The organism is Pseudomonas sp. EA_65y_Pfl1_P113 (assembly GCF_963970525.1).
GTDB lineage: Bacteria > Pseudomonadota > Gammaproteobacteria > Pseudomonadales > Pseudomonadaceae > Aquipseudomonas > Aquipseudomonas tritici.
Window position 1 is genome coordinate 1 of the sequence record NZ_CAXAQM010000029.1, and the last position, 25,745, is coordinate 25,745.

The following is a 25,745-nucleotide window of genomic DNA, read 5'->3' on the forward strand; positions in this document are numbered from 1 at the left end:
CACTCGGGTGCTGACACACCAGTGCTGGCTACGGCCTTTGCCCCGCACGCGTTCTATAACCTTACGATGAACCAGTTTGATGCGCGACAGCGCTACGTCGAAGATGTAGTGGGGCCTCCCACATTTAGAATCCCAGGTGAGCCTGGGAAATTACAGTTTGATCGAAGAGCGCCCTGGCTTCTTGGTCTGCAACAAATGCGAAAACACCGCATGCAAATCATCCGACGCGCTTTCCTCATCGAGGTTGAGCTTGCTGTCGATATGGTCCATGTGGTGCATCATCAAATTCACCGCCAACGCCGCATCCCGCGCTTCGATCGCATCGATCAACTGAGTGTGTTCATCGTAGGAACAGTGCGAGCGGTTGCCGCTTTCGTACTGGGCGATGATCAATGAGGTCTGCGACACCAGGCTGCGCTGGAAGCTGATCAGCGGCGCGTTCTTCGCCGCTTCGGCCAGCTTGAGGTGGAACTCGCCGGAGAGGCGGATACCCGCACCGCGGTCGCCACGAGAGAAGCTGTCGCGCTCGTCGTTGACCATCTGGCGCAGCTCGGCCAGTTGTTCGGCGGTGGCATGTTGCACCGCCAATTCAGTGATCGCCCGCTCTACCAGACGTCGCGCGAGGAACACCTGGCGCGCTTCCTCGACGCTCGGGCTGGCCACCACAGCACCGCGATTGGGCCGCAGCAGCACCACGCCTTCATGGGCCAGCCGCGACAGGGCGCGGCGAATGATGGTGCGGCTGACGCCGAAGATTTCGCCCAGTGCCTCTTCACTCAATTTAGTACCGGGTGCCAGGCGTTGTTCGAGGATCGCCTCGAAGATATGCGCGTAGACGATATCGTCCTGGGTTCCGCTGCGACCGACCTTGCCGGCTCGCGGTGTTTTCTTGAGAGGTTGCAACTGTTCGTTCATGGGCACTCGGGTTTGGAGAACGGCGGCGAATTAACGGTAATACGTCAACAGCGGGTCGCTGGCAAGTATCACCTAAAAACAGGGCACATTGTACACAACCGGATGCGCCAACACACTGTACGGCTGTTTGCGGCGTCGGCTGTATTGCAATGAGTCGTTACGTTTGAGTTTAGGCTTGAGTCCGTACCGCCAACGGTAAAAAAACAGGTAAAAGGAACACCTCTTCATGAACGACGCCACCCAAGCGCCTTTGCGCCCGCTGGCCGACACGTCTGCGTCGGCCGTCGTCGCCGGCTTCATCGCAATGATGACCGGCTACACCAGTTCCCTGGTGCTGATGTTCCAGGCCGGGCAGGCCGCCGGCTTGACCACGGCGCAGATTTCTTCATGGATCTGGGCGATTTCCATCGGTATGGCGGTGTGCAGCATCGGCCTATCCTTGCGTTATCGCACGCCCATCACCATTGCCTGGTCGACGCCGGGCGCGGCGCTGCTGATCACCAGCCTTGGCGGTGTCAGTTATGGCGAGGCCATCGGCGCCTACATCACCTGCGCCGTGCTGGTGACGATTTGCGGGCTGACCGGCAGCTTTGAAAAACTGGTCAGGCGTATTCCGGCGTCACTCGCGGCCGCCCTGCTGGCGGGGATTCTGTTCAAGATCGGCAGCGAGATCTTCGTTGCCGCGCAGCATCGTACCGGGCTGGTGCTGGGAATGTTCTTCACTTACTTGATCATCAAACGCCTGTCGCCGCGTTACGCGGTGCTGGCCGCGTTGGTGATCGGCACCATATTGTCCGGGTTGATGGGGCTGTTGGACTTCAGCGCTTTTCACCTGGAAGTGGCGACGCCGGTGTGGACCACGCCGCACTTCTCGCTGGCGGCGACCATCAGCATCGGCATTCCACTGTTCGTGGTCGCGATGACCTCGCAGAACATGCCCGGCGTCGCGGTACTCAGGGCCGACGGTTACAACGTGCCTGCCTCGCCCCTGATCACCGCCACCGGCCTGGCCTCCCTGGTGCTGGCGCCGTTCGGCTCCCACGGCATCAATCTGGCAGCGATCAGCGCGGCCATCTGCACCGGGCCGCATGCCCATGAGGATCGTAACAAGCGCTACACGGCAGCGGTGTGGTGTGGGGTGTTCTACGGGATCGCCGGGGTGTTCGGCGCGACCCTCGCGGCCTTGTTCGCGGCCTTGCCCAAGGAACTGGTGCTGTCGATTGCAGCCCTGGCGTTGTTTGGCTCGATCATCAATGGCTTGAGTATCGCCATGAATGAGCCGAAGGAACGGGAAGCGGCGCTGATCACTTTTATGGTCACCGCGTCTGGCTTGACGCTGTTTTCCATCGGTTCGGCGTTCTGGGGAATTGTGGCGGGGGTGTTGACGCTGCTGATTCTGAATTGGAGAAGGGATTAGCTTCAAGCTTCAAGCTTCAAGCCACATGAGCTTGCGGCTTGAAGCTTGGAACTTACCGCTTCAATTCTTGGAATTGATCGGCTTTTCCGGATACCACACGTCCAGCAGTGGGCTGACTTCAGCGCTTTTCAGTTCGCTGCGGCCTTTGAGCCAGCTTTCAACAGCTACGCGCTGTTCTTCGTTGACCGAGCCACGCTTCTGCAGGCAAACCAGACCGAAGTCATCGCCGCCGACATAGCCCAGACCATTGGCTTCCATGGCTTCTTTGATGAATGCTTCGAGGAAAGCGTCGGTAGCTTCTTCACTCAGGTCTTCTTTGAAGTCCAGGTTCAGTTCGAAACCCAGCTCTTGAAATTCATCAACGCACAGTTTTTTGCGCAGACGCTGGGAACGGTTAGTCGCCATTGGAACAATCCTCATAAGTAATAACGGGCGGCACTTTAGCAGTTTAAGGCGACGATTGCCCGACTCTCTGGGACAGGCGGCACAATGCCGACAAAAAAAACGCTGAATACCCGCTATCGTTCAGCTACAAGTGAGCCTACGTTGGGGCATAATGCCGACACTTTCATGACCATTGAGGGATTTTTCTTGTTTACCCCTCGCCTTTTTCACCCTCCTCAGCAGTAGGGTTTTACTTCTTATGATCAAATCTTTGCGTTCAGTGTTTTTCGCCGGTCTTATTCTGCCACTGGCCTTTTCCGCCACCGCTGCCCCCGTCAACAACACCCTGCCACCGAATGTTCAGCAGGCCCTTTCAAAAGCCAAACTGCAGAACAATGCGTTGTCCCTGGTAATGATCCCTCTGAACGGCCCGGGTACGCCTACCGTGTTCAATGCCGACGTCTCGGTGAACCCAGCGTCCACCATGAAACTGGTCACCACTTACGCGGCCTTGGAAATGCTCGGTCCCAACCACCAGTGGAAAACCGAGTTCTACACCGACGGCACCCTCAGCGGTGGTGTGTTGCACGGCAACCTGTACCTCAAGGGCGGCGGCGACCCCAAGCTGAACATGGAAAAACTCTGGCTGCTGATGCGCGACCTGCGCGCCAACGGCGTGCAGCAAGTCACCGGTGACCTGGTGCTGGACCGTGGCTTCTTTATCCAACCACAATTGCCCGAGTTCAATGACGATGGCAACGACGAGAACAAACCGTTCCTGGTCAAGCCAGACGCGCTGCTGGTCAACCTGAAGGCGCTACGTTTTGTGACTCGCAATGATTCCGGCCGGGTGCTGGTGTCGGTCGAGCCACCGATTGCCAGTATCCGCATCGACAACCAGGTCAAGGCCTCCAACGCCAAGCAATGCACCGGCGATGTGCGCTACAACCCAGTCACCGCCGCCGATGGCAGCGTGACAGTAACGGTCAGCGGCCAATTGGCCGATGGCTGCAGTTCGCAGACCTATCTGTCGCTGCTGGACCACGCCACCTACGCCGCCGGCGCCGTGCGGGCGATCTGGAAGGAATTGGGCGGCACTATCCAGGGCCGGAATGTCCAGGCGCCTGTGCCCAAGGATGCCAAAGTGCTGGCCCGGGCGTTCTCGCCGGACCTGGCGGAAATCATCCGCGACATCAACAAATACAGTAACAACACCATGGCCCAGCAGTTGTTCCTGAGCCTGGGTGCACAGTTTCGCAACGATGCCGATGGCGACGATGCCAAGGCGGCGCAACGCGTCGTGCGCCAGTGGCTGGCGAAGAAAGGCATCACCGCGCCGCACTTGGTGATGGAGAACGGCTCCGGTCTGTCCCGTGCTGAACGCGTCAGCGCCCGCGAGATGGCGGCGATGCTGCAAGCGGCGTGGAAAAGCCCTTACGCGGCGGAGTACATCAGCTCGATGCCGATTGCGGGCACCGACGGCACCATGCGCAAACGTCTGAAGACCACTGCCATGCGCGGCGAAGCCCACATCAAGACCGGCACCTTGAACACCGTGCGCGCCATCGCCGGGTTCAGCCGCGACAACAACGGCAATACCTGGGCAGTGGTGGCGATTCTCAACGATCCGAAGCCATGGGGCGCGTCGTCGGTGCTGGACCAGGTGCTGCTGGACCTGTATCGCCAGCCTAAATTGGCGGCTGCACCGATACTCTAAAAGGTACTGTAATACCCCTGTGGGAGCGGGCTCGCTCGCGAATGCGTTGGGTCAGTCTAAAAATTCGGCGCTGACACTCAGCATTCGAGAGCAAGCCCACATTGGGCCCTGCGGCGGCCTTCAGGTACGCAAGCGCTCCGCCTCGACCCGGTCCCTGCCCGCCTGCTTGGCCACGTACACCGCTGAGTCGGCGCGCAGCAGCAAGCCATCGACACCTTCATCCACCCGCCAACTGGCCACGCCAAAGCTGGCGGTGACAGTGCCGACCGGCTCCATCGGTGCACTGCGCAGTGACTCCCACAACTCTATGGCCAGGCGGTAGGCCTGCTCGCCATCGGTATGGGGGCACAGCACCATGAATTCCTCGCCTCCCAGGCGGCAGAACACATCAGTGCGGCGCAGGCGCTGGCTGATGCGTTTGCACAACGCCTGCAATACCCCATCGCCAACGGCATGCCCATGCCTGTCGTTGATGCGCTTGAAGTGATCGATATCCAGCATGATCACCGACAGTGCCCCCGAGGTGCGGTTAAGCCTCACCATCTCGGCCCTCAGGCGATCTTGAAAATAGCGGCGGTTGTGAATCCCGGTCAGGGAGTCGGTGATAGAAAGCGCGCGCAGTTCCTCTTCCACCCGCTTCAAGTCGGAAATATCCGACACATAGCCATGCCACAACGTGCCGCCTCCCGGTAACTCTTCAGGGGTGGCCTCCCCACGAATCCAACGCAGGCCGCGTTGCGGCAACTGCACCCGGTACTCTTCGCGCCAATGGCTCAACTGCAACGCGGACAAGCGGATTGATGCACGCACCCGTTCCACATCCAGCGGATGGATACGCTCAAAAACCTTCTTGGCGTCTTGCTGCAATACGCCGGGCTCGATTTCATAGAGGTCGTGCATGCCATCACTGGCGTAGATGAATGTCCAGTTGTTCTGGGGCTCCAGGGTGAACTGGAAGATTCCGCCGGGGACATGGGCGCTGAGTTTCTTGAGCAGGCGGTCCCGCGCCGCCAATGCCTCGTAGGCACGCTTTTGTTCGGTAACGTCCAGGTAAATCGCCAGGTGGCCGATCCACAAACCATGGTCGTCCAGCAGCACAGTGGCCAGCATGTTCACGGTCAGCTGGCTGCCGTCTTCGCGGACCAAGGTCCATTCGCGGGCTTCGTGCAGGCTGTCCGGGCCTTCCACCAACATCGCCTGGCTCGCGGGAATACGCTTGCCCAAGGCCACACTCAAACTGGCGGAGCGCGCCTCCAGTTCCACCGCCAGATGCAGGCTTTCCAGGGTGTGTGTGCCCACCACTTGCTCGGCCACGAACCCCAGCATCTGCTCCGCACCGGCGTTGAAGGTGTTGATGACGCCGCGCAGGTCGGTGGCAATGATTGCGACCTGCGTGGCCGCATTGAGCACGCTGCGCAACTGGCCATGGGCCGAGCGCAACTCCTGCTCACGCATACGCAGCTGCACGGTACGTTGCTCCACCAGTTTCAACGCGCGCTGGCGTTGGCTCACCAGTATATAGAGCAAGGCGCTGAGCAACAGGCTGAGCAGGCTCCCCATGGTCAGGATCGCGAACAACGAAGAGTGGTTGGCCTGTTCGAACACCTGACTCGGACGCAGGTTCAGGGCGTAGATGTGGTCGCCCAGCGTCAGGCGGCGCGTGCCGACAGGGTCGCTGATGGCCCCGAACGTGCCGGACTCGAAAAGCACGCGCTTGTGCAAGCCGGAGATGTCGACTACTTGCATCATCAGGTTATCCCGGTCAGGCTTGGGCAAACCGTCGGCCACCAACTGGCGAATGCTGATCACCGCCATCACATAGCCGTAGGGCTCGTTCTGGGATTGTCCGGAGATGGACAAGTGGCTCACCGGCGCGACCAGTAACACGCCGGTGGCATAGGCCGGTTCTACGCCCACCAATTGCATGGGCTGGGACACCGCCAGCTTGCCGGTCTTTTGCGCACGCTCAAGGGCCGAACGCCGCAGGGGCTGGGCCAGCAGATCAAAGCCGAGTGGTGCGCCCCGTAGGCTTTGGCTCTGGCTATACACCACCGGCACGTATTCATCGCGCTCGGTCGCAGGGGCCAGCTCACCCGCCGAATTCAACTCACGGATAACAAAGGGCGCGCCTCCCCGGCCGGACACGTCTTGCTCAAACTGGCTGCGCTGCTCGCGATACACCCGGGGCGCCCAGGAGTATGCGAGGGTGCGCAACAACAAGGGCTGGGCAAAACCGTCGAATTCTTCGCGGGACACATCATCGGAATTGACAAAGAAACGCCGCAGGCTGTCCAGGCGCTGCTCCTGGTCTTCGAAGCGCTCCTGCAGGTGGGTATAGCGTTCATTGACCAGCAATTGAAAGCGCTGGCGCAGTTGCTGCTGATAGAGGTCGGAGGCGGCCCAGGCGACAATCGCCGTCAAGGCAAATCCCGCCAGTAACACCACCAATGCCACCCGCCAAGCCGACGCCTGCTCACTGATAAGGCCTAGGATTTTCGGGCGAACAGCTTGCAACGGCATAAGCAACACTCACAGCGCCAGTGTGCGGGGTGTCACTTTGGCGGGACCTTAAGTTATAGCCATCGACCTTGAGTTTGACCAGCGTAAAAAAGCCGCAAGCCCGGAATAATCCAGGCTTGCGGCTTTTTAGTAGCGGCGATCAGCGAGCAGTGATTTTCCACGCCCGGTGGATCTTCGCATTACGTGCGAAATCCGGGTCGATGGTTTTGTCGCTGATCTCCTCGACCGCGTAGCGTTCGCTGAGGTTGTCCTCCAACGCGAACTTGCGGAAGTTGTTCGAGAAGTACAGCACGCCGCCCGGTGCCAGGCGTGCCATGGCTAGGTCGAGCAACTGCACGTGGTCACGCTGTACGTCGAAGATACCTTCCATGCGTTTGGAGTTGGAGAAGGTCGGCGGGTCGATGAAGATCATGTCGAACTCATCGCGGCTGGCTTCCAGCCACGCCATCACATCACCCTGCTCCAGGCGGTTCTTGTCGGAGAAACCGTTGAGCGAGAAGTTGCGACGCGCCCAGTCCAGATAGGTCTTGGACAGGTCGACACTGGTGGTGCTGCGCGCGCCGCCCTTGGCCGCGTGCACACTGGCGGTAGCGGTGTAGCAATACAAATTGAGGAAGCGCTTGCCGGCGGCCTCTTTCTGGATGCGCATGCGCATCGGACGGTGGTCGAGAAACAGGCCGGTGTCCAGGTAATCGGTGAGGTTGACCAGCAACTTCACGCCGCCTTCGCTGACTTCGGTGAACTTGCCTTGGGCGCTCTGACGCTCGTACTGCTTGGTGCCGCTCTGACGCTCGCGGCGCTTGACCACCACGCGGCTCTTGTCGATATTCAGGGCCTGGGGAATCGCGGCCAGGGCATCGAACATGCGTGCGGAGGCTTTTTCCGGGTCGATGGACTTCGGCGCGACATATTCCTGCACGTGGACCCAATCGTGATACAGGTCGATGGCCATGGAGTATTCCGGCATGTCGGCGTCGTACACCCGGTAGCAGTCCACGCCTTCGCGCTTGGCCCACTTGCCCAGCAGCTTGAGGTTCTTCTGCAGGCGGTTGGCGAACATCTGCCCGCCTTCGCTCAGGCGCGGCTGCTCAACCACTGGCGCCGGAGCGGGTTTGATCGGGTTGCCGTTCTTGTTGTACTGACGCTCTTGCGGCTCAGCCGGGGCTTGATCGTAAGCGGCTTGCTCACGTTCGGCCTGACGCTGTTCTGGGGTGCGACGCTCACCGGTGACGAACTGGTCCGGGTTGACCTTGATAAGCAACAATTTGCACGGCAGGGCGCCGTTCCAGAACGAGTACTGCTTGTGGCTACGGATACCCATGCGCTTGCCCAGGTCCGGCGCGCCAGTGAATACCGCCGCTTCCCAGCCCATGCACGCTTGGCGCAGACGCTCGCCAAGGTTCTGGTAGAGGTACAACAAGCTGGCTTCGTCACCCAAACGCTCGCCGTACGGCGGGTTGCAGATGACCAGGCCTTTCTGGTTCTGGTCCGGGCGTGGCTCAAAAGTGCCGACTTCGCCCTGGTACACCTTGATCCAGTGGCTGAGGCCGGCACGCTCGATGTTGTTGCGCGCGGGCTGGATCAGGCGCGGATCGGCTTCGTAGCCACGAATCCACAGCGGTGGCTTGTTCATGCCGATGGCCGCACGTTCGGTGGCCTCGGTGTGCAGTTTTTTCCACAGCGCCGGGACGTGACCCAGCCAGGTGGTGAAACCCCACAGCTCGCGGTTCAGGTTGGGCGCCATATCGGCAGCGATCATCGCGCCCTCCACCAGGAAGGTACCCACGCCGCACATTGGGTCGCTCAGCGCGCCGCCTTCAGCAGCAATGCGCGGCCAGCCGGCACGAATCAGGATCGCGGCCGCCAGGTTTTCTTTCAGGGGTGCCGCGCCCTGCTGCAGACGGTAGCCACGCTGGTGCAGGCTGTGGCCGGAAAGGTCGAGGGACAGGATCGCTTCGCCGCGGTCCAGGCGCAGGTGGATGCGCAAGTCCGGGTTGATCTTGTCGATAGACGGGCGTTCGCCGGTCGGGGTGCGCAGCTTGTCGACAATCGCATCCTTGACCTTCAGCGCGCCGAAGTGGGTGTTATCGATGCCCGAGCCGTGGCCACTGAATTCGACCGCCAGGGAGCCATCGGAGACCATGTGCTCGGCCCACTCGATATCCAGCACACCGTGGTAGAGGTCTTCGGCGTCCTTCATCGGGAAGCGCTTAAGCACCAGCAGTACGCGGTTGGCCAAGCGTGACCAGAGACACAGACGGTAGGCGGTTTCCATGTCGGCCATGCCGCGCACGGCCGAGGTGTGCTCGCGGGCTTCCTCAAGGCCAAGCCCGACGGCTTCCTCGATCAGCAGGCCTTCGAGGCCTTTGGGGCAGGTGAGGAAGAGTTCAAAACGGTCCGACATGGGGCATTCCAGGCTTTTCAGCAATAAATGAACGGGCGACGCATCGCCAGCTCGGTTTTCAATCAAGCACTTTTCTTGAAGAGTGCCCGCGTGGCACGAATGTGCCGTCCCACCCCGTCTGTCTGGCCCTTGGGCCCTGATTGACGAGGCAGAGAGAACTGTTTAACAACAAAACGCGTAATAGAAAGAAATATTCCGCCCTTTCGTCGAATAATAACCGACCGCAACGGACGGGCATTCTCACTAAAGGATTAAACCCATCCTCTTTGCAGGGCACATCATAGCTGGGTTTGCCGGATAAATGGGGCAAAAAGCCAGCCCAGCTTATGGCTATAGCATCGTTATCGTTACGTGCTTATGACAAAACGATCATTGAATCCATGTGACCTATTGGTTAGAACTCACCACAGGTTGGTGCCGTAACGACGCCGACAAATAGGCTCGCCACGCCGGCAGCGAGCCGACCGACGGCAGAAAAACTCTGCCTGGCCCCAGACGAGGCCAAAGGATATCAAGACAGTCAACAAGTGAGGGAAACACCCTATGAGAAGACTTAAGCGTGATCCGTTGGAAAGAGCATTTTTACGCGGATATCAATATGGCGTTCATGGCAAATCCCGTGAGCTTTGCCCATTTACTCTACCGTCGGTACGCCAAGCCTGGATCAACGGCTGGCGAGAAGGACGCGGCGACAACTGGGACGGTATGACTGGCACTGCGGGAATCCACAGACTCAACGAACTTCACGCCGTCGGCTAATCAAGGGCAATTATTTCCGACATCATCACCTTTGAATGTGTAACGATTTAACCACGCACGTCCTATCCGGGCGGCGGGCTTCGGCCCAGGGGGCTCCTTGATGGAGCCCTTTTTAATGGCTGGTGAATAAACCTTGTGGGCGCATCAGCGCAGTGCGGCGATTGCATCCACCGACTGGCGGATCAGCGCCGGGCCTTTATAGATGAAGCCGGAGTAGAGCTGCACCAGGCTGGCACCCGCGGCGATCTTCTCGGCTGCGTGCTTGCCTTCGGTGATGCCACCTGCCGCGATAATCGGCAAACGCCCCGCCAACTCGGCAGCCAACACCTTGACGATATGCGTGCTCTGCTCGCGCACCGGGCCACCCGACAGGCCACCCGCTTCATCGCCATGGGCCAGGCCTTCGACGCCTACGCGGCTGAGGGTGGTGTTGGTCGCGATCACCGCGTCCATCCCTGAGTCCACCAGGGCCTGGGCGACCAGCACGGTTTCTTCGTCGCTCATGTCCGGGGCAATCTTGATCGCTAACGGCACGCGCTTGCCATGGCGCCCAGCCAGGTCTTCCTGGCGCTGGCGCAAGGCTTCGAGCAGTTGCTTGAGGGAGTCGCCGAACTGCAGGCTACGCAGGCCCGGGGTGTTGGGCGAGCTGACGTTGACCGTGACGTAGCTGGCGTGGGCGTAGACCTTGTCCAGGCAGATCAGGTAGTCATCCACGGCACGTTCAACCGGGGTATCGAAGTTCTTGCCGATATTGATGCCTAGGATGCCGTTGTACTTCGCCGCTTGAACCCGCGACAACAGATGATCAACCCCCAGGTTGTTGAAGCCCATGCGGTTGATGATCGCCTCGGCTTCCGGCAGGCGGAAGATACGCGGCTTGGGGTTACCCGGTTGTGGCCTTGGGGTCACCGTGCCGATTTCGACAAAACCGAAACCCAGCTGAGCAAAACCATCAATGGCCGCACCGTTTTTATCCAGGCCAGCCGCCAGCCCGACCGGATTGGGGAAATCGAGCCCCATCACCGATACCGGCATTTTTGCCGGCGCCTTGCATACCAGGCCATTGAGCCCCAGGCGGCCACCGGCACCGATCAGGTCCAGGGACAGATCGTGGGAGGTTTCCGGGGAGAGTTTGAACAACAGCTGGCGGGCCAGGGTATACATGGGCGGGCTAGACTCGGATGGCGGCGAAAGGTGACGGCGATTATAGCTGGGGAGACAGGGAGCGCGCGAGGCGTGAACCTCAATCGTCATTAGCGATGCGCGACCAACTGCTCGTAATACGCCCAGATTTTCTGCGCATACCGCATGCGCAACGCCTCACGCTCGGGCCCGGAGCCCGTCCCAACGTTGTAGGAACCTACCGCTGTCCAGTTGTAGCCAAAGCGCTGGATGAACTCGGCGAGAATCGAAGCGCCCACCTCAACCGACAGACAGGGCTCGTTGATCAGACGCTCCTCGGTAATACCCTGCTTGAGCAAGCGAGGCAGATGGATGCTGTTGATCTGCATCAGGCCGATGTCACGAGTGCCATTACGGTTGGCAAGATTCATCGCTTGCGCCCGATTACCTGACTCCACGACGGCGATCGCTTGCAGCAACTCTGGTTCGATATCGTAGTGCCTGGCGGCCTCCTGCCAACAATAGGCCACCGCTTGATGGCTGGTCATCACCATGCTCAACACCAAGCCTGTGCTCCAGAACCTAGCCACGGTTTATCGAACCATGGCTGACCTGGCCGCAGGCCGAGCACACATGTCTCATGCAGCCCGGCGCATGGCCCTCTGCAGTGACCGGGCATGTGAAGCGGTACCCTTGACCGTAGATCGTCTTGATAAACCCCTTGTCGACGCCAAGGTACTTGCGCAGTGAGTAAATGCAGCGCGTCAACGACTCCTCAGCCACCTCCCCCTGCGGCCAGGCCAGCTCCAGCAAGCGATCCTTGGTCATCAACGCGCCACCGGATGCCAGCAGCAGTCGCAACACCTGCCATTCCTTGGGCGGTAACTGAACATCCGAACCCTCGCCGGTCAGGCGACCGTCGTCATGCAGGGTCCAGCGCGAAAAAACCAGGGAAGTCGTCGTCCCTGCATCATCCATGACGGCCATCATTACCTCGGCATCCGGCTACTGACATTGAAGTCCTCACTTGCATCACTGACTCATGTACCTAGGTCACGACTATAAAAAACCTGCCTCCCGACTCACGCTAGGAAAAAGCCCAATCATCCAGCGGTTTTCGATACTGCTCTGTAAGACCTTTCGCTATCCGCCACCTCCAGGCAGCCACGCCTGATACACCTCATGCAACTCAACCCCTAGCCGGTCCTCCAACTGCACCAGTTCACCCAAGGCGAGTAATTGCCCATTCACCCGAACTTCTACGCAGTGGGTTATCTGCCGCGTCAATGGCAATATCTTTCCCGGCGCGAAGGCTACCAGGCGCCTGCGGCTGATCAGCTGTTCCTGTAGAAGAATTTCCAGATGCATGGCTTACCACCTTGGTTACGGTGAGACATCGCGCCCCGGCCGCACAAAAGCACGTTGAACACGCTCATATTGCACGGCTGTCAAGGGTGGTGGCCCTACGCCCTCGTCCGGCCCCTTCAACGCGCCGCCCACCGCTCTGGCCTGGATCACAAACAGGCGCACTAGAGCCGGGCGACCAGCTCCCCGTCCTTCTGACTCCCTTTGAAAAGCGCCCAGCCATAGGCGTCTGCCTTGGGGCAAACGCACCACACTGTTGACGCCCACTCGTCCCACCGCCGCGTTTTTTTCACGCCGTTTCGGCTCGGTCATCTGGCGACCCTCTTCGACCTCAAGGCGCATCTCGATCTGGTTGGCCTCGGCAAAACGCGGCAAGACACTGACTTGGGTGCCGTAACGCACCGGTTTCCAGTCGGTTTTGTCGTTTTCGGCAGGTGGCAGATAGAACGTGTGGTTGTCCTGAAAAACCGCCGGCACGTTCTCCTGGGTGAGAATCGCCGGCAGTGTTGTCACCTTCGCGCGCCGACGACGCTCCAATGCGCTGATCTGCGCAAGCAGGTGGCTATCATCCAACGGCGCTAAAACGCGCGATGTCGAAGCCTTGCTTTGCGTATCCCAGCCCAAGCCCAGCTTCTTCAGTTCGTCGCGCTCCACATCCACCCACCACAGCGAGACCTCAATCGCGCGCTTAGGTATGTCGAGTTCCGCTACCAGTTTCTGGATGAAACTCACCTGCGCTGGCTTACCCTTGATAAGCAGGCTGTTGCTATCCGGGTAGGCGATCACGCCAAGGCTCTTGTCGGACAGCAACCCCTTGTGCTCGCTGGCCAGCAGGGTTTCGATCATCGAAGCCATCCCCGGAACGGTGACCGGTCTGTCGCTTGTGCCGTACTGACGGTCCGCCACATCGGTGTTGAGTACCTGGACAATGCCAAAGGCCTGCGCCCCCACCCGTAACTCAGCTTTTTGCCGGTCCATCAACTGGGCCAGGCGCAGCACCTGATCGACATAATTCGGTGGGCCGGAAACATAGAACGTTCGCCCTGCACTTTCACGCAAAGGATAGCGCGACTCATCGAGGCCCGACCGGCGCATGAGGCTACGCAGCCTGTCGACGGAAATATGCCGCAAGGTCACCGCAGAGCTTTTAGCCTCGCCCGCGTCATAGACATACAGCGCTTGCCCGTCGCTGTACCAGATCAATCCTTGTTGCAACGCAAGTGTCTCCAGGGCCTGTTGCGGTGCATCGAAATCCAGCGCTGTACTGAGGCGTTTGCGTGCCACCTCACGGCTGACAACAATGGGCAAGCCCAATGGCTCCGACAGTGCGGTGAACACGGTATACAGGCTTTGATCCTGTGCCTGGTAAAGTCCGGCCCAGGCAACAGCACTTTCGGACACCAGCACGGCGAGCAGCGCAGCAAAAAACAGCCGACGGCAAAGCCAGGGGCGGGGCATCGTTGCAAGGAAGTCGGCGTACACCGTGGGGTTTCCTGGGCGGTCTGACATTAAGAATGCGGCCATACTGAAAGGCCGCCAGGTTTCAATCTTGATGGAAAGTTGACGGCTGCCTGGGCCCCACTCCCCGTGGCATGTGCCTTGCTACACACTCTGCATCAGAGCACGCGCCAACGACGGAGCGAGCTTACGAACAAAGGCGTCGTTACCCGCACTGGCTTACATCGCCATCTGAGGGAACGACGCTTTTTTTTGAGAGAAAAGGTAGGTATTGATGAACGATTCGGTTGGCAACAGCCCGGTGAACGACCCGCTGGCTTGGGTCAACGGCAGTGATGCCCCGGAAAAGAGCAGCCTCGACCTGGGCTTCATGGCCTTGAGCGACTGCGCATCAATGATAGTGGCGGCCACCCAGGGCTTCGCTCAACCCTATGGCGTGACACTGAACCTAAAGCGCCAATCGTCCTGGGCCAACCTGCGCGACAAACTGGTCAGCGGCGAACTGGACGCCGCCCACAGCCTGTACGGGCTGATTTATGCCGTGCACCTGGGCATCGGCGGCGTAGCGCCCACCGACATGTCGGTACTGATGGGGCTTAACCAGAACGGGCAAAGCATCAACCTGTCCCACGGGTTGCAGCAACAAGGGGTGATCACTCCTGAGGCACTGGAGCGCCATGCGCACCAAAGCCGAACAAAACTGACCTTTGCCCAGACGTTTCCCACAGGCACCCACGCTATGTGGTTGTATTACTGGCTGGCGAGCCAAGGCATTCATCCCTTGCAGGATGTGGACAGCGTGGTGGTCCCGCCACCGCAAATGGTTGCGCACCTGCAAGCCGGACGCATCGATGGTTTTTGCGTCGGCGAACCCTGGTGCGCCAGCGCGGTCAAGCAAAACCAAGGGTTTACCCTGGCAACAACCCAGGCAATCTGGCCGGATCATCCAGAAAAGGTGCTCGGCTGTACCCAGGCGTTTGTCGACCAGTACCCCAACACCGCGCGTGTACTGATAATGGCGATCCTGGAGGCCAGTCGATTTATCGAAGAAAGCACCGAAAACCGCCGTTCCACCGCGCAATTGCTCAGTGGCCGCGAGTACCTCGACGCCCCGCTCGACTGCATCGAACCACGCCTGCTCGGCGCCTATGACGATGGCCTGGGCAACCAATGGCAGGATCCCCACGCCTTGCGCTTTTTTGCTGATGGCGAGGTGAACCTGCCCTACCTCTCTGACGGCATGTGGTTCATGACCCAGTTTCGGCGCTGGGGCCTTCTGCGTGAAGACCCGGACTATCTCGGCGTTGCGCGCCAAGTGCAGCAGCTGCCGCTGTTTCGCCAGGCGGCTGACGCGCTGGGTATCAAGGTGAAAGACCAGGACATGCGCAGCAGCCAACTGATCGACGGCAAAATCTGGGACGGTTCCGACCCCGCCGGCTATGCCCGCAGCTTCCGCCTGCATGCGCTGGCCAACACCACCCACCGCCAAGCCTTGCGCTGACAGGAGGACTTCCATGCTGCGAATCCTGTTGATCAACGACACCCCGCGCAAAGTCGGCCGCCTGAGGACGGCGCTGATCGAGGCCGGCTTTGAAGTCATTGACGAGTCCGGCCTGACCATCGACCTGCCCGCACGCGTCGAAACAGTGCGCCCGGACGTGATCCTGATCGATACCGAGTCACCGGGCCGTGATGTGATGGAGCAAGTGGTATTGGTCAGCCGCGACCAACCCCGGCCGATAGTGATGTTCACCGACGAACACGACCCGAGCGTGATGCGCCAGGCAATCAAATCCGGTGTCAGCGCTTATATCGTCGAAGGCATCCAGGCCGAGCGCCTGCAGCCGATCCTCGATGTGGCCATGGCGCGCTTCGAGAGCGACCAGGCCCTGCGCGCTCAGCTTCACGCTCGGGACCAGCAACTGGCGGAACGCAAGCGCATCGAGCTGGCCAAGGGCATGCTGATGAAAATGAAGGACTGCAATGAGGAAGATGCCTACACCCTCATGCGCCGGCAGGCCATGAGCCGCCAGCAGAAACTGATCCAGGTGGCGGAGCAGATTATCGCCATGAGTGAGTTGCTCGGCTGATTTGGCGCAGCTCTTGCTAAGTAAACATCACAGGTAGCCAACGGCGGTTGCCCCTCCACGACAAAGACGTCGCTCACCCGGTTTGCCCTCGCGAACCCGGTGGCGGCGTTTTTTTGTTTTAGCCCCCGCTAAAGGGGCCGGTGGGGCGGCCTTAACCGGCTGTTCCATCACCAGGCCTTCTTACAAGACTCCCAACCGTTGAGGTGCGTGATGAAATCAAGCTTCTGGAAATCCGGGCACACCCCGACCCTGTTTGCCGCGTTCCTGTATTTCGACCTGAGCTTCATGGTCTGGTACCTGCTGGGCCCACTGGCGATACAAATTGCCGCCGACTTGCACTTGACCACTCAACAACGCGGCCTGATGGTCGCAACGCCCATCCTCGCCGGTGCGATTTTGCGCTTTCTGATGGGGATGCTGGCTGACAAGCTGTCGCCGAAGACCGCGGGGCTAATTGGCCAGGTGATTGTGATCTGCGCCCTGTTCGGCGCCTGGAAGCTGGGAATCCACAGCTATGAGCAAGCCTTGCTGCTGGGCGTGTTTCTGGGCATGGCCGGCGCATCGTTTGCCGTCGCGCTGCCACTGGCCTCCCAATGGTACCCGGCAGAACACCAGGGCAAGGCCATGGGCATCGCTGGCGCGGGCAACTCCGGCACTGTATTCGCCGCATTGCTGGCGCCTGTGTTGGCGGCCGCTTTTGGCTGGAACAACGTCTTCGGCTTTGCCGTGATTCCACTGGTGATGACCCTGATCGTCTTTGCCTGGCTGGCGCGCAACGCCCCTGAACGGCCGAAAGCCAAGTCCATGGCTGACTACTTCAAGGCCCTGGGCGACCGTGACAGCTGGTGGTTCATGTTTTTCTACAGCGTGACCTTCGGCGGGTTTATCGGCCTGGCCAGCGCCCTGCCCGGCTACTTCAACGACCAATACGGCCTGAGCCCAGTGACCGCCGGTTACTACACCGCCGCCTGCGTGTTCGGCGGCAGCCTGATGCGCCCCCTAGGTGGCGCCTTGGCGGACCGTTTCGGCGGGATTCGTACCCTATTGGGCATGTACAGCGTGGCGGCGATTTGTATCGCGGCGGTGGGTTTCAACCTACCGAGTTCCTACGCGGCACTGGCACTTTTCGTCTGCACTATGCTCGGCCTGGGTGCCGGGAATGGCGCGGTGTTCCAACTGGTACCACAGCGTTTCCGTCGCGAGATCGGCGTGATGACCGGCCTGATCGGCATGGCCGGCGGTATCGGCGGTTTTGCTTTGGCGGCGGGCATGGGCGCGATCAAACAAAGTACCGGCAGCTATCAACTGGCCCTGTGGCTGTTCGCCAGCCTGGCCGTGTTGGCCTGGTTTGGCCTGCACGGCGTGAAGCGTCGCTGGAGGACCACCTGGGGCTCGGCTGCCGTGACGGCTGCGCGGGTCTGATGAGTCTGCAACTGAGCGTCGCCCAAGCCAGTGCCATCGGCCCACGGGCGGAAAACCAGGACGCGCTACGGGTGGTGACTCCTATGGCCGAACTGGCGGCGAGCAAAGGTTACCTGTGTGCCATCGCCGACGGCGTAAGCCAGTGCGCCGACGGTGGCTTGGCCGCGCGCTCGACCCTGCAGGCGCTGGCGATGGATTACTACGCCACGCCGCAAACCTGGGGCGTGGCCCAGGCCCTGGAACGTTTGCTGCTGGCACAGAATCGCTGGCTGCAGGCGAATGGCGGTGGTCAGCCCTTGTTGACCACCCTCAGCGCCCTGGTGTTTCGCGGCCAGCGCTTTACCCTGGCGCACGTCGGCGATTGCCGGGCCTATCGTTGGCTGGATGGCGAATTGCAGCGCATCAGCGAGGATCACGTGTGGGAACAACCGGGCATGCAGCATGTGCTCAAGCGCGCGCTCGGCCTGGATCAACACCTGGTGTTGGACTTTCTCGACGGCCAACTGCGCGAAGGCGAGTGTTTCCTGCTGCTCAGTGATGGCGTGTGGGCAACCCTGGGTGATCAGAGCATCCGCGCGATTTTGCGCGAGCAAACGGACCTGGATCTGGCAGTCAATACGCTGGTGAGCGCCGCACACCTAGCCGGTAGCCAGGACAATGCCAGCGCCCTGCTGGTGCGCATCGACAGCCTCGGCGCAGCCACGCTCGGCGATGCCTTGGTACAGTTGCAGCAATGGCCCCTGCCACCACCGCTGAAAGACGGGCAACACTTCGAAGGCTGGCAGGTGGAAACCGTACTGGCGCAAAGCCGCCAGTCGTTGTTATACCGGGTAAGGGACGCCCAGCAGCAACCCTGGCTGCTGAAAACACTGCCGTTGAGCCATGACGATAATCGCGACGCCGGCCAGGCGTTGCTGTCGGAGGAATGGTTTTTAAGGCGGGTTGCAGGGCGGGCGTTTCCTGAAGTCCACGTCGCCAGCGGGCGCCAGCATCTGTACTACGTGATGCGTGAATATTCCGGCGAAACCCTGGCTGAACGGTTCCAGCGCCAAGGTCCATTGCCCCTGGCGCAATGGCAATCGATGGCCGAACGCTTGCTGCGTGCGGTGGGCATGCTGCATCGGCGTCAGATTCTGCACCGTGATATAAAGCCGGAAAACCTCCTGCTGGGGGACGACGGCGAACTGCGGGTGCTGGATTTCGGCCTGGCGTACTGCCCAGGCCTGTCGGAAGACCATGCCCATGTGCTGCCGGGCACGCCAAGCTTCATCGCACCGGAGGCATTTAATGGCGACCGTCCTACAGCCCAACAGGATTTATACAGCGTCGGTGTCACCCTGTATTACTTGCTGACTGGGCATTACCCCTACGGTGAAATCGAAGCTTTCCAACGGCCAAGGTTCACCCACCCTGTCAGCGCCAGCCGCTATCGCCCCGATCTGCCGGATTGGTTGCCCCTCAGCCTGGAACGGGCCGTGGCTGCGAATCCGTCACACCGCTATGAAACCGCCGAAGAGTGGTTGCGGGTGCTGGACCAGGCTGACCGGCAGGAACTGAGCATCCGCCCCAGGCCGTTGCTGGAGCGTGAACCCTTGAAGGTCTGGCGCGCGCTGGGGTTGATCTCAATGCTGATCAACCTGGTGCTGTTGTACTCACTCTTTCACAGCTGACGTCATCCCTGGACGAGGAAAAACCTATGAACGCAAAAGTCTGGCTGGTAGGCGCAGGTCCCGGTGACCCGGAGCTGTTGACACTCAAGGCCGTTCGGGCCATGCGCGAAGCCGATGTGGTACTGGTCGATGATCTGGTAAACCCGGCGGTGCTGGAACACTGTGCCGAAGCGCGGGTGATTATCGTGGGGAAACGCGGTGGCTGCCGCTCGACTCCGCAGGCTTTTATCCACCGCCTGATGCTGCGTTATGCGCGCCAGGGCAAATGCGTAGTGCGGCTCAAGGGTGGCGACCCGTGCATTTTCGGGCGCGGCGGTGAAGAAGCGGTGTGGTTGCGTGAGCGAGGCATCGAGGTGGAATTGGTCAACGGGATTACCGCGGGCCTGGCCGGCGCTACGAATTGCGCGGTTCCGTTGACGTTGCGCGGGGTAAGCCGTGGCGTGACCCTGGTCACGGCACATACTCAGGACGACAGCAGCCTGAATTGGCGTGCCCTGGCAGAGGGCGGGACAACCTTGGTGGTGTATATGGGCGTGGCGAAACTGGAGGAGATTCGCCAGCAATTACTGGATGGCGGGATGATGCCGGATATGCCGGTGGCGATGATCGAAAATGCATCGTTGCCGCAACAAAGGGAGTGCCGCAGCGATCTGTCCCATATGCATGAGGACGCCCGTGCGTTTGCCCTGAAGAGCCCGGCAATCTTGGTGATCGGCCGCGTTGCCGCCACCGAACAGGCTGTTTGCCTGGCAGATACAGCCAGCGCCTGAGGCAAATCACAGGCGAAAAAAAGCCCGGCCTAAGCCGGGCTTTTTTCTACAACTCAGTAATTACTGAGCGGTAGCTTCAACCGACGCTTCTACGCGACGGTTAACAGCGCGACCAGCTTCAGTTGCGTTGTCAGCAACTGGGCGGGATTCGCCGTAACCTACTGCGGTTACACGGCTTGGAGCAACGCCGTCTTTAACCAGGACTTGCTTAACAGCGTCAGCACGACGCTGGGACAGCTTCTGGTTGTAAGCGTCTGGACCTACGGAGTCAGTGTGACCAGCAACTTCTACGTTGGTAGCTGGGTACTGAGCCATGAAGTCGGCCAGGTTTTTAACGTCGCTGTAGCTGTTAGGCTTAACAACGGCCTTGTCGAAGTCGAACTTAACGTCCAGCTCAACACGAACAACCTGAGCAACTGGAGCTTCTGGCTCTGGAGTTGGCTCTGGAGCTGGTGCTGGGGTAGGGGCTGGAGCTGCTGCACCAGCGTTACCGCCGAAGTTCACGCCCAGGCCGACCAGTGCGGAGTAGTCCCACTTGCCGTTGTCCAGACCGTAGTCAGCTTCAACACCGGCACGAGCGTACAGGTTGTTGGTGAAGTAGTACTTCACGCCAGTACCAACGGTAGCGAAAGTAGTGTGGTCGCGACCGCTGTGGCCGTCAGCCAGAACGTTGGTACGGCTCTGGTGGCCGAAACCGCCTTCTACGTACGGACGCAGGCTGTCTACGCCAGCTTGACCGAAGTGATACTGGGCAACCAAGCTGCCGGTATCGCCTTTGATCTTCTGGTTACCAGTACCGTCGTTCGAACGGGTGTGGTTGGTCTTGTCGTACGACAGGTTCAAGGACAGGTCGTCGGTCAGGAAATAACCGATGCGAGCGCCAGGATTGAAGCCGTCTTCGATGTGCTTGACGCTATCGTTGTACTGCTTCTTGTAGAACAGCTCGCCTTCAACTGCGCCTTGGCCTTGTGCCAGAACGCCGAAAGAAGTAGCGGCAATAAGAGAACCAATGGCCAAGCCCAAGGTGTTTTTCAGTTTCATCCGTTAAATCCCCATCTGGTGATTGTAAAGCAGTCCCACAAACCGGGGGACAACTCGGCGACAAGTCTAACAGAACTTGCCTACACGTAAGAGATATTTGCCACGCACTAAGTTTCAGTCTCGCCCGCAAATTTCTCACGTAATTTATCAAGAGCACGTTTGTAACGCATTTTTGTAGCACTCAAACCCATGTGCATGATGTCAGCGATTTCCTGAAATTCCAGCTCTGCGACAAATCGTAGCACCAGAATTTCGCGGTCAATCGGGTTCACATACACCAACCAGCGATCAAGTCCGCCCTTCTCCTCGGGTGCCGGCGCCTTTTCTTCAGACGCCTCCTCAAGGGGGTCAAGACTCAAGGCGTCCATCAAGCGACGCTTTCGCCGTTCCTTCCGATACTGCGTGATGCACTCGTTGTAGGTGATGCTGTACAGCCACGTTTTGAACTTCGATTTGCCCTCGAAGTTCTTCAGGCCGTACAGCACCTTGAGCATCACTTCCTGACAGACATCATCCGCATCTCTATCGTTCCCTAAATACCTTGAACAAACGTTGAACAGAGTGCGTTGATATCTGCGCATCAATTCTTCATACGCACGAGTTATGTGAAACAGCTCCGTGTGCGCGCGCGCGACCAGTTCCTCATCAGAGAGCTCACGGGGGTCATAGCGCGTGGACAGCGTTTGGGCTTTATTCAAAACAAGTCGTGCCGACAGTCAGGTCAATGTCCGCCACTGCCCGGTCAGCCGGGCTCGCGGCGGCGTACATTAGCAGGGTTTTCCGGATTAGCGGCTACTGACCTGCTGCTCGAGGAGAATCCGATTGGACAACGACACCAGGTCGCCGTCATCGGTGAGTACTGTCGTCTTGACTGTGCCGATCTCTTCGATTTGCCCTTCGACCTCGCCCACACGCACCTGTTGCCCTACCTGATACAGCTCACGCACATAGATTCCCGCAAGAATCTGACTGGCAATTTCCCGGCTTCCCAAGCCCATGGCCAGCGCAACGGCCAGACCAACGGTAATCAAAACGATCACAATCACGTGGTTGAGCAGGTCAGTCTTGACCTCCAACTGGCTGATCGCGACCGAAATACTGATGATGATTACCAGTCCCTGAGCGATTCGCCCAAGACCGGCGGCATAGTCCAGCCCCACACCTTCAGCGGCGCCACGCACCAGCCCATTGGCCAATTGCGCCAGCAAAACGCCTACCAGCAATACCAGCGCGCCGCCGAAAACTTTCGGCAAATACAGCGCCAGCATGTCGAGCGTAGCTGATACTCGCTCAAGCCCAAGGGATTGAGCCGCAGAAACCAGGAAAATCAACAAAACAAACCAATAAACGATTTTGCCGATCAATGTGGAGATCGGCACCTGCAGCCCCGCGCGGCCCAGCAGCTTAGTCAGGCCAGTGCCTGCCATCAAGCGGTCGAGGCCCAGTTTTGCAAGCAATTTGGACAGCAGAGTGTCGAGCAACTTGGCCACGACAAAGCCCAGCAGTACCAGTACCAGTGCACCAAACAGGTTGGGAATGAAGTTCGCCACCTTAGTCCACAATGCGGTCATCGCGGTGACCAGGCTCTGGGTCCAGAGATCAAGTTCCATATTCAATCAGCCTTATCAGCAGTGCGAGCAAGAGGTTTACGACGGGAAACCGGCGATACGTGGGCCGAACCGTTGTTCAGGGCCATCATCAATGCCGGAACCCAGCGACCGAGCAGACCGAACAGGTCACCCGCACCCACCTGACGGTTGGCGGTTTTCAACACGCGGCCCAGGCAAGCATCGTCGTCGCGGTTGGACGGCGAGGCATTGAGCATGTCACGCAAAGACTGTTCGAACGGATCGTGCATAAAGACCTCTCGCAAGTGTTTTAAAAGACGAGGGTAAAATTCTCGGGGTCACATACGACCTTTCCTACGTTCAGCTCATATTCAGCTCAAACCCAGCGCAACCGTCGAAAAAGCCACCACTGGCCGAGCGCAACCGAGGCCATCAACAGGCACGCAATCATGAATCCATAGGGGCTGGCGGAGAACGGAATACCCCCCACATTTATACCCAGCAGACCGGTGAGAAAACTCATCGGCAGGAAGATCCCGGTAATGATCCCGAAGCGGTACATGGTGCGGTTCATACGCACGCTCAAGCGCCGATCTTCGGCCTCAAGCACAAGCCCCACGCGCTCTCGGGTCAATTCGAGCTCTTCCAAGTAACGGGTCAGGCTGTTGTTCAATTCGTTCCAGTAGTCGGCATCGTCATCGCAGAACCAGGGTAATTTGATGCGTGTGAGCTGGGCAAAAATATCCCGCTGCGGCGCGAGGAATCGCTTCAGCCCGGCCGCTCGCCGACGGATCTGTAAAACGCTGCCATGTTCCGGGGTATACCGTTCGTCGGTATCGAGTTTTTCTTCCTCAGCGTCGACGACTTCCGACAGGTCGGCGACCAAATCCTGCACTTTATGGGTCAAGTACTGCGCCATATAAAGGATGAGTTCCGACGCGGTTCTAGGCCCCTTACCGTCCGCCAATTGCACTAGCAACTCATCAGTGGCGCGCAACGGGCGCAATCGCAGGGAAATCACACGACTGGCCGCCGCGAAAATACGCACCGAAACCATATCTTCCGGTTCTGCGCCCGGGTTGAGGTTGACCCCACGCAGGAACAACAGCAATTCCGAGTCCGGCAGCGGCAACAGGCGCGGCCGGGTATTTTCCTCCAGCAACAGGTCACAGGCGAATTCACTCAACCCACTGGATTTACGTAGCCAGGTCTGGGTTTGCGGGTGGCTGCGATCCCAATGCAGCCAGAGGCTTTCCTGGGGCTGCAGTTGCAAATCATCGAGTTCAGTCCGGGCAATCGAACGCGCACCGCCTTTACCGTCCAGCACCAGGGCATGCACCAGCCCCCATTGCGCGTTTTCTTCCTCGAACATCCTCACTCCTGTCTTATTCAGGCATTTTCAGCGGACTGGGTGAAACGATCACGCCGTTGTTATCGGCGTATACGTATTCACCCGGGCGAAACGTCACGCCTGCAAACGTGACCACTACGTTCAGGTCACCGATACCGCGTTTGTCGGTCTTCATCGGATGGCTGGCCAGAGCCTGAACACCCAGGTCAGTCTGGGCGATCACATCGACGTCACGGATGCAGCCGTAGATCACCAGGCCTTCCCAGCCGTTTTTCGCGGCTTTCTCGGCAATCATGTCGCCCAGCAGCGCGCGGCGCAGCGAACCACCCCCGTCGACCACCAGCACCTTGCCAGCGCCAGGCTGGTCGGCTTGTTCCTTGACCAGGGAGTTATCTTCGAAGCATTTGATGGTGACAATCTCGCCGCCAAACGAATCTCGTCCGCCGAAATTGCTGAACATCGGCTCAAGCACTTGCACCCGATCCGGGTAGGCGTCGCACAGGTCGGGAGTCACGTAATGGTTCATTGAAAAATTCCTTTAAGTCAAAGAGGTGTCTTTCGAAAGAAGCGCCAGGCCAAGCAGGTGCGAAACATCCCATCCGCTTCGCCGCAACGCAACAGCCACTGCGCGACTGAATATGACCAGAAGCGTTTGACGCGTCATATCTTAGCCGCAACCACACACGAGTGAAACGCCCTTGGCAGAGCGCTCCTTCAAGCCTCGGCCAATACCTCGGCTTGCGCGCCAGACAAGGGTGTGAGCGGATCTTTCAGCCACTGCGCCACCAATGGCCACACTTCGACCTGCGCGGCTTTGCTGACGAGCATTTCCACATGCCCGAAATCCCCGCTAAACCCCCGCTGGCGGCCCAGGCACAAGTATTGGCGGTGCTCGGAGCCGACTTGCTCAAACAACTTGCGGCAGGCCCAGTCGGGGTCTTGATGATCCCCGGCAGCACTGACAGCCAGCAGCGGCACATCGACGCTTGCCAAGCCTTTCCACCAGTCGTGTTTACCTTCACCAAACCGCCCGAACAGGCCATTCCAGCGCATAGCTTCGATCAACACGCCCGCAGGCTCGTCCTCCGGGCCGCGCTTGAAGCGCGAGCCAGACAGCTCGCCGAAGCGCTTCAAGAGCAAGCGGCCCGTCCATTCCACCGGGGGGAGTTTCAACGGCCAGTGGGTGCGACTGACCTGACAGCCAAACAGTGCCACTGAAGCCACTGCCGGCGCGCCAAGGTGCTGCCCGCCCAAGGCCGCCGCCAAGCTTGTCCCGCCCAGGGAGTGGCCGATCCAGTGTGGAACCTGTCGGCTTTGCTCACGCACAAATGCGCCAATGGCCGGTAAGTCATAGCGTGCGTAGTCCGCGACGCGGTTGCGAGCGTAGTGATGATTGCGCTTGGACAAGCCGTGGCCACGCATTTCCGGGATCCACACATCAAAGCCCTGGCGCGCCAGATAAGCGCCCAGGCCGATCCCCTTGGGCGAATACCAGAAGCGCCGATTGGAAAAACTGCCATGCAACAAAATTACCGGAATACCGCGGTTTTCCGAGGCATCGGCCAAGCCCAAACGGGTAACCGCCAACTCCACGGTGCCGTCGGGGCTGTTGCCAGGTTTAAGGCGGTATACATCTTCACTCAGGTCGCCACGACGTTCAGCGCTGATCAGGGCGACGGGAAACAGGTTGCTGCTGCTTTGCATAATGCTCTTGCACAAAAAAGGGCGGCGTCCGGAAGGATTTCCGCCCTGCACAGATAAGAATGCCGGTC

General features: G+C 59.5%; 24 protein-coding genes. 8 read left to right on the forward strand and 16 right to left on the reverse strand.

Features of this window, described 5'->3' with window-relative positions; genetic code table 11:
- Nucleotides 1-150 precede the first annotated feature (150 nt).
- Entirely contained in the window at nucleotides 151-915 is a 765-nt protein-coding gene (locus AACY52_RS21850; protein WP_339418784.1) for a GntR family transcriptional regulator, read from the reverse strand.
- Nucleotides 916-1,141: 226 nt separating this feature from the next.
- Here AACY52_RS21850 and AACY52_RS21855 point away from each other — a divergent pair, with 226 nt between their 5' ends.
- Nucleotides 1,142-2,332 carry a benzoate/H(+) symporter BenE family transporter gene (locus AACY52_RS21855; protein ID WP_339418786.1) on the forward strand — a complete coding sequence of 397 codons (1,191 nt, stop codon included), beginning with the start codon at nucleotides 1,142-1,144 and terminating at the stop codon, nucleotides 2,330-2,332.
- A gap of 60 nt (nucleotides 2,333-2,392) precedes the next feature.
- Here AACY52_RS21855 and AACY52_RS21860 read toward each other — a convergent pair whose 3' ends face one another.
- Nucleotides 2,393-2,737, reverse strand: coding sequence for a YggL family protein (locus tag AACY52_RS21860; protein WP_339418787.1), 345 nt, complete (start codon nucleotides 2,735-2,737; stop codon nucleotides 2,393-2,395).
- Nucleotides 2,738-2,975: 238 nt separating this feature from the next.
- Between AACY52_RS21860 and dacB the strand changes: the two genes are divergently transcribed.
- The gene (dacB, locus tag AACY52_RS21865) at nucleotides 2,976-4,433 is read left to right on the forward strand and encodes a D-alanyl-D-alanine carboxypeptidase/D-alanyl-D-alanine-endopeptidase (protein WP_339418788.1); all 1,458 of its coding nucleotides are present in this window, start codon (nucleotides 2,976-2,978) and stop codon (nucleotides 4,431-4,433) included.
- Between the two features lie 120 nt (nucleotides 4,434-4,553).
- On the opposite strand, the gene AACY52_RS21870 is transcribed toward dacB, so the two are convergent.
- Both AACY52_RS21870 and rlmKL read right to left on the reverse strand, forming a co-directional pair.
- Complete coding sequence (locus AACY52_RS21870) at nucleotides 4,554-6,953, reverse strand: diguanylate cyclase (protein WP_339418790.1); 2,400 nt, start codon at nucleotides 6,951-6,953, stop codon at nucleotides 4,554-4,556.
- Nucleotides 6,954-7,092: 139 nt separating this feature from the next.
- Entirely contained in the window at nucleotides 7,093-9,357 is a 2,265-nt protein-coding gene (gene rlmKL, locus AACY52_RS21875; protein ID WP_339418792.1) for a bifunctional 23S rRNA (guanine(2069)-N(7))-methyltransferase RlmK/23S rRNA (guanine(2445)-N(2))-methyltransferase RlmL, read from the reverse strand.
- 543 nt (nucleotides 9,358-9,900) lie between these two features.
- Here rlmKL and rmf point away from each other — a divergent pair.
- Entirely contained in the window at nucleotides 9,901-10,116 is a 216-nt protein-coding gene (gene rmf / locus AACY52_RS21880; protein WP_002553055.1) for a ribosome modulation factor, read from the forward strand.
- 144 nt (nucleotides 10,117-10,260) lie between these two features.
- On the opposite strand, the gene AACY52_RS21885 is transcribed toward rmf, so the two are convergent.
- From AACY52_RS21885 to sctC, 5 genes are all read right to left on the reverse strand, one after another.
- Nucleotides 10,261-11,280, reverse strand: a complete 1,020-nt coding sequence (locus tag AACY52_RS21885) for a quinone-dependent dihydroorotate dehydrogenase (RefSeq protein WP_339418794.1) — start codon at nucleotides 11,278-11,280, stop codon at nucleotides 10,261-10,263.
- Nucleotides 11,281-11,369: 89 nt separating this feature from the next.
- Nucleotides 11,370-11,828: a transglycosylase SLT domain-containing protein gene (locus AACY52_RS21890; RefSeq protein ID WP_339418796.1), complete on the reverse strand. Its 459-nt coding sequence runs from the start codon at nucleotides 11,826-11,828 to the stop codon at nucleotides 11,370-11,372.
- The gene (locus tag AACY52_RS21895; protein ID WP_339418889.1) at nucleotides 11,821-12,225 is read right to left on the reverse strand and encodes a winged helix-turn-helix domain-containing protein; all 405 of its coding nucleotides are present in this window, start codon (nucleotides 12,223-12,225) and stop codon (nucleotides 11,821-11,823) included. Before AACY52_RS21895 ends, AACY52_RS21890 begins: the two co-directional genes overlap by 8 nt.
- Before the next feature lie 156 nt (nucleotides 12,226-12,381).
- Nucleotides 12,382-12,606, reverse strand: coding sequence for a FliM/FliN family flagellar motor switch protein (locus AACY52_RS21900; protein WP_339418798.1), 225 nt, complete (start codon nucleotides 12,604-12,606; stop codon nucleotides 12,382-12,384).
- A 15-nt stretch (nucleotides 12,607-12,621) separates the two neighbouring features.
- Nucleotides 12,622-14,061, reverse strand: a complete 1,440-nt coding sequence (gene sctC, locus AACY52_RS21905) for a type III secretion system outer membrane ring subunit SctC (RefSeq protein WP_339436498.1) — start codon at nucleotides 14,059-14,061, stop codon at nucleotides 12,622-12,624.
- Between the two features lie 274 nt (nucleotides 14,062-14,335).
- Here sctC and AACY52_RS21910 point away from each other — a divergent pair, with 274 nt between their 5' ends.
- From AACY52_RS21910 to cobA, 5 genes are all read left to right on the forward strand, one after another.
- Nucleotides 14,336-15,562, forward strand: coding sequence for a CmpA/NrtA family ABC transporter substrate-binding protein (locus AACY52_RS21910; RefSeq protein ID WP_339427941.1), 1,227 nt, complete (start codon nucleotides 14,336-14,338; stop codon nucleotides 15,560-15,562).
- A gap of 13 nt (nucleotides 15,563-15,575) precedes the next feature.
- The gene (locus tag AACY52_RS21915) at nucleotides 15,576-16,151 is read left to right on the forward strand and encodes an ANTAR domain-containing protein (protein ID WP_339418800.1); all 576 of its coding nucleotides are present in this window, start codon (nucleotides 15,576-15,578) and stop codon (nucleotides 16,149-16,151) included.
- A 210-nt stretch (nucleotides 16,152-16,361) separates the two neighbouring features.
- Nucleotides 16,362-17,573: a nitrate/nitrite transporter gene (locus AACY52_RS21920; RefSeq protein ID WP_339418802.1), complete on the forward strand. Its 1,212-nt coding sequence runs from the start codon at nucleotides 16,362-16,364 to the stop codon at nucleotides 17,571-17,573.
- A complete protein-coding gene (locus tag AACY52_RS21925) occupies nucleotides 17,573-19,243 on the forward strand; it encodes a bifunctional protein-serine/threonine kinase/phosphatase (protein WP_339418804.1) in 1,671 nt (556 codons plus the stop codon). The genes AACY52_RS21920 and AACY52_RS21925 overlap by 1 nt, the downstream gene beginning before the upstream one ends.
- 26 nt (nucleotides 19,244-19,269) lie before the next feature.
- A complete protein-coding gene (gene cobA / locus AACY52_RS21930; RefSeq protein WP_339418806.1) occupies nucleotides 19,270-20,013 on the forward strand; it encodes a uroporphyrinogen-III C-methyltransferase in 744 nt (247 codons plus the stop codon).
- 60 nt (nucleotides 20,014-20,073) lie between these two features.
- Here cobA and AACY52_RS21935 read toward each other — a convergent pair whose 3' ends face one another.
- From AACY52_RS21935 to AACY52_RS21965, 7 genes are all read right to left on the reverse strand, one after another.
- Nucleotides 20,074-21,054: an OmpA family protein gene (locus tag AACY52_RS21935; protein WP_339418808.1), complete on the reverse strand. Its 981-nt coding sequence runs from the start codon at nucleotides 21,052-21,054 to the stop codon at nucleotides 20,074-20,076.
- A 107-nt stretch (nucleotides 21,055-21,161) separates the two neighbouring features.
- On the reverse strand, nucleotides 21,162-21,752 hold the full coding sequence (gene sigX, locus AACY52_RS21940; protein ID WP_259193740.1) for an RNA polymerase sigma factor SigX: 591 nt from the start codon (nucleotides 21,750-21,752) through the stop codon (nucleotides 21,162-21,164).
- Between the two features lie 87 nt (nucleotides 21,753-21,839).
- Nucleotides 21,840-22,664, reverse strand: a complete 825-nt coding sequence (locus tag AACY52_RS21945) for a mechanosensitive ion channel domain-containing protein (RefSeq protein WP_131699687.1) — start codon at nucleotides 22,662-22,664, stop codon at nucleotides 21,840-21,842.
- Between the two features lie 2 nt (nucleotides 22,665-22,666).
- Nucleotides 22,667-22,912, reverse strand: coding sequence for a hypothetical protein (locus tag AACY52_RS21950; RefSeq protein WP_025854229.1), 246 nt, complete (start codon nucleotides 22,910-22,912; stop codon nucleotides 22,667-22,669).
- Between the two features lie 86 nt (nucleotides 22,913-22,998).
- Nucleotides 22,999-23,994 carry a zinc transporter ZntB gene (locus AACY52_RS21955; RefSeq protein WP_339418813.1) on the reverse strand — a complete coding sequence of 332 codons (996 nt, stop codon included), beginning with the start codon at nucleotides 23,992-23,994 and terminating at the stop codon, nucleotides 22,999-23,001.
- Between the two features lie 13 nt (nucleotides 23,995-24,007).
- A complete protein-coding gene (gene rraA, locus AACY52_RS21960) occupies nucleotides 24,008-24,499 on the reverse strand; it encodes a ribonuclease E activity regulator RraA (protein WP_339418815.1) in 492 nt (163 codons plus the stop codon).
- Between the two features lie 188 nt (nucleotides 24,500-24,687).
- Entirely contained in the window at nucleotides 24,688-25,677 is a 990-nt protein-coding gene (locus tag AACY52_RS21965; protein ID WP_339418817.1) for an alpha/beta fold hydrolase, read from the reverse strand.
- Nucleotides 25,678-25,745: the final 68 nt, after the last annotated feature.

What these genes read in the sequence shown, in the direction of transcription:
- AACY52_RS21855 (WP_339418786.1), top strand. Translation starts at nt 1,142, where the DNA reads ATGAACGACGCCACCCAAGCGCCTTTGCGCCCGCTGGCCGACACGTCT.
- AACY52_RS21910 (WP_339427941.1), top strand. Translation starts at nt 14,336, where the DNA reads ATGAACGATTCGGTTGGCAACAGCCCGGTGAACGACCCGCTGGCTTGG.
- AACY52_RS21935 (WP_339418808.1), bottom strand. Translation starts at nt 21,054, where the DNA reads ATGAAACTGAAAAACACCTTGGGCTTGGCCATTGGTTCTCTTATTGCC.
- AACY52_RS21920 (WP_339418802.1), top strand. Translation starts at nt 16,362, where the DNA reads ATGAAATCAAGCTTCTGGAAATCCGGGCACACCCCGACCCTGTTTGCC.
- AACY52_RS21900 (WP_339418798.1), bottom strand. Translation starts at nt 12,606, where the DNA reads ATGCATCTGGAAATTCTTCTACAGGAACAGCTGATCAGCCGCAGGCGC.
- AACY52_RS21925 (WP_339418804.1), top strand. Translation starts at nt 17,573, where the DNA reads ATGAGTCTGCAACTGAGCGTCGCCCAAGCCAGTGCCATCGGCCCACGG.
- AACY52_RS21885 (WP_339418794.1), bottom strand. Translation starts at nt 11,280, where the DNA reads ATGTATACCCTGGCCCGCCAGCTGTTGTTCAAACTCTCCCCGGAAACC.
- AACY52_RS21955 (WP_339418813.1), bottom strand. Translation starts at nt 23,994, where the DNA reads ATGTTCGAGGAAGAAAACGCGCAATGGGGGCTGGTGCATGCCCTGGTG.
- AACY52_RS21870 (WP_339418790.1), bottom strand. Translation starts at nt 6,953, where the DNA reads ATGCCGTTGCAAGCTGTTCGCCCGAAAATCCTAGGCCTTATCAGTGAG.
- dacB (WP_339418788.1), top strand. Translation starts at nt 2,976, where the DNA reads ATGATCAAATCTTTGCGTTCAGTGTTTTTCGCCGGTCTTATTCTGCCA.
- sctC (WP_339436498.1), bottom strand. Translation starts at nt 14,061, where the DNA reads ATGCCCCGCCCCTGGCTTTGCCGTCGGCTGTTTTTTGCTGCGCTGCTC.
- AACY52_RS21950 (WP_025854229.1), bottom strand. Translation starts at nt 22,912, where the DNA reads ATGCACGATCCGTTCGAACAGTCTTTGCGTGACATGCTCAATGCCTCG.
- AACY52_RS21860 (WP_339418787.1), bottom strand. Translation starts at nt 2,737, where the DNA reads ATGGCGACTAACCGTTCCCAGCGTCTGCGCAAAAAACTGTGCGTTGAT.
- AACY52_RS21895 (WP_339418889.1), bottom strand. Translation starts at nt 12,225, where the DNA reads ATGGCCGTCATGGATGATGCAGGGACGACGACTTCCCTGGTTTTTTCG.
- cobA (WP_339418806.1), top strand. Translation starts at nt 19,270, where the DNA reads ATGAACGCAAAAGTCTGGCTGGTAGGCGCAGGTCCCGGTGACCCGGAG.
- AACY52_RS21915 (WP_339418800.1), top strand. Translation starts at nt 15,576, where the DNA reads ATGCTGCGAATCCTGTTGATCAACGACACCCCGCGCAAAGTCGGCCGC.
- rmf (WP_002553055.1), top strand. Translation starts at nt 9,901, where the DNA reads ATGAGAAGACTTAAGCGTGATCCGTTGGAAAGAGCATTTTTACGCGGA.
- AACY52_RS21850 (WP_339418784.1), bottom strand. Translation starts at nt 915, where the DNA reads ATGAACGAACAGTTGCAACCTCTCAAGAAAACACCGCGAGCCGGCAAG.
- AACY52_RS21965 (WP_339418817.1), bottom strand. Translation starts at nt 25,677, where the DNA reads ATGCAAAGCAGCAGCAACCTGTTTCCCGTCGCCCTGATCAGCGCTGAA.
- rlmKL (WP_339418792.1), bottom strand. Translation starts at nt 9,357, where the DNA reads ATGTCGGACCGTTTTGAACTCTTCCTCACCTGCCCCAAAGGCCTCGAA.
- rraA (WP_339418815.1), bottom strand. Translation starts at nt 24,499, where the DNA reads ATGAACCATTACGTGACTCCCGACCTGTGCGACGCCTACCCGGATCGG.
- AACY52_RS21945 (WP_131699687.1), bottom strand. Translation starts at nt 22,664, where the DNA reads ATGGAACTTGATCTCTGGACCCAGAGCCTGGTCACCGCGATGACCGCA.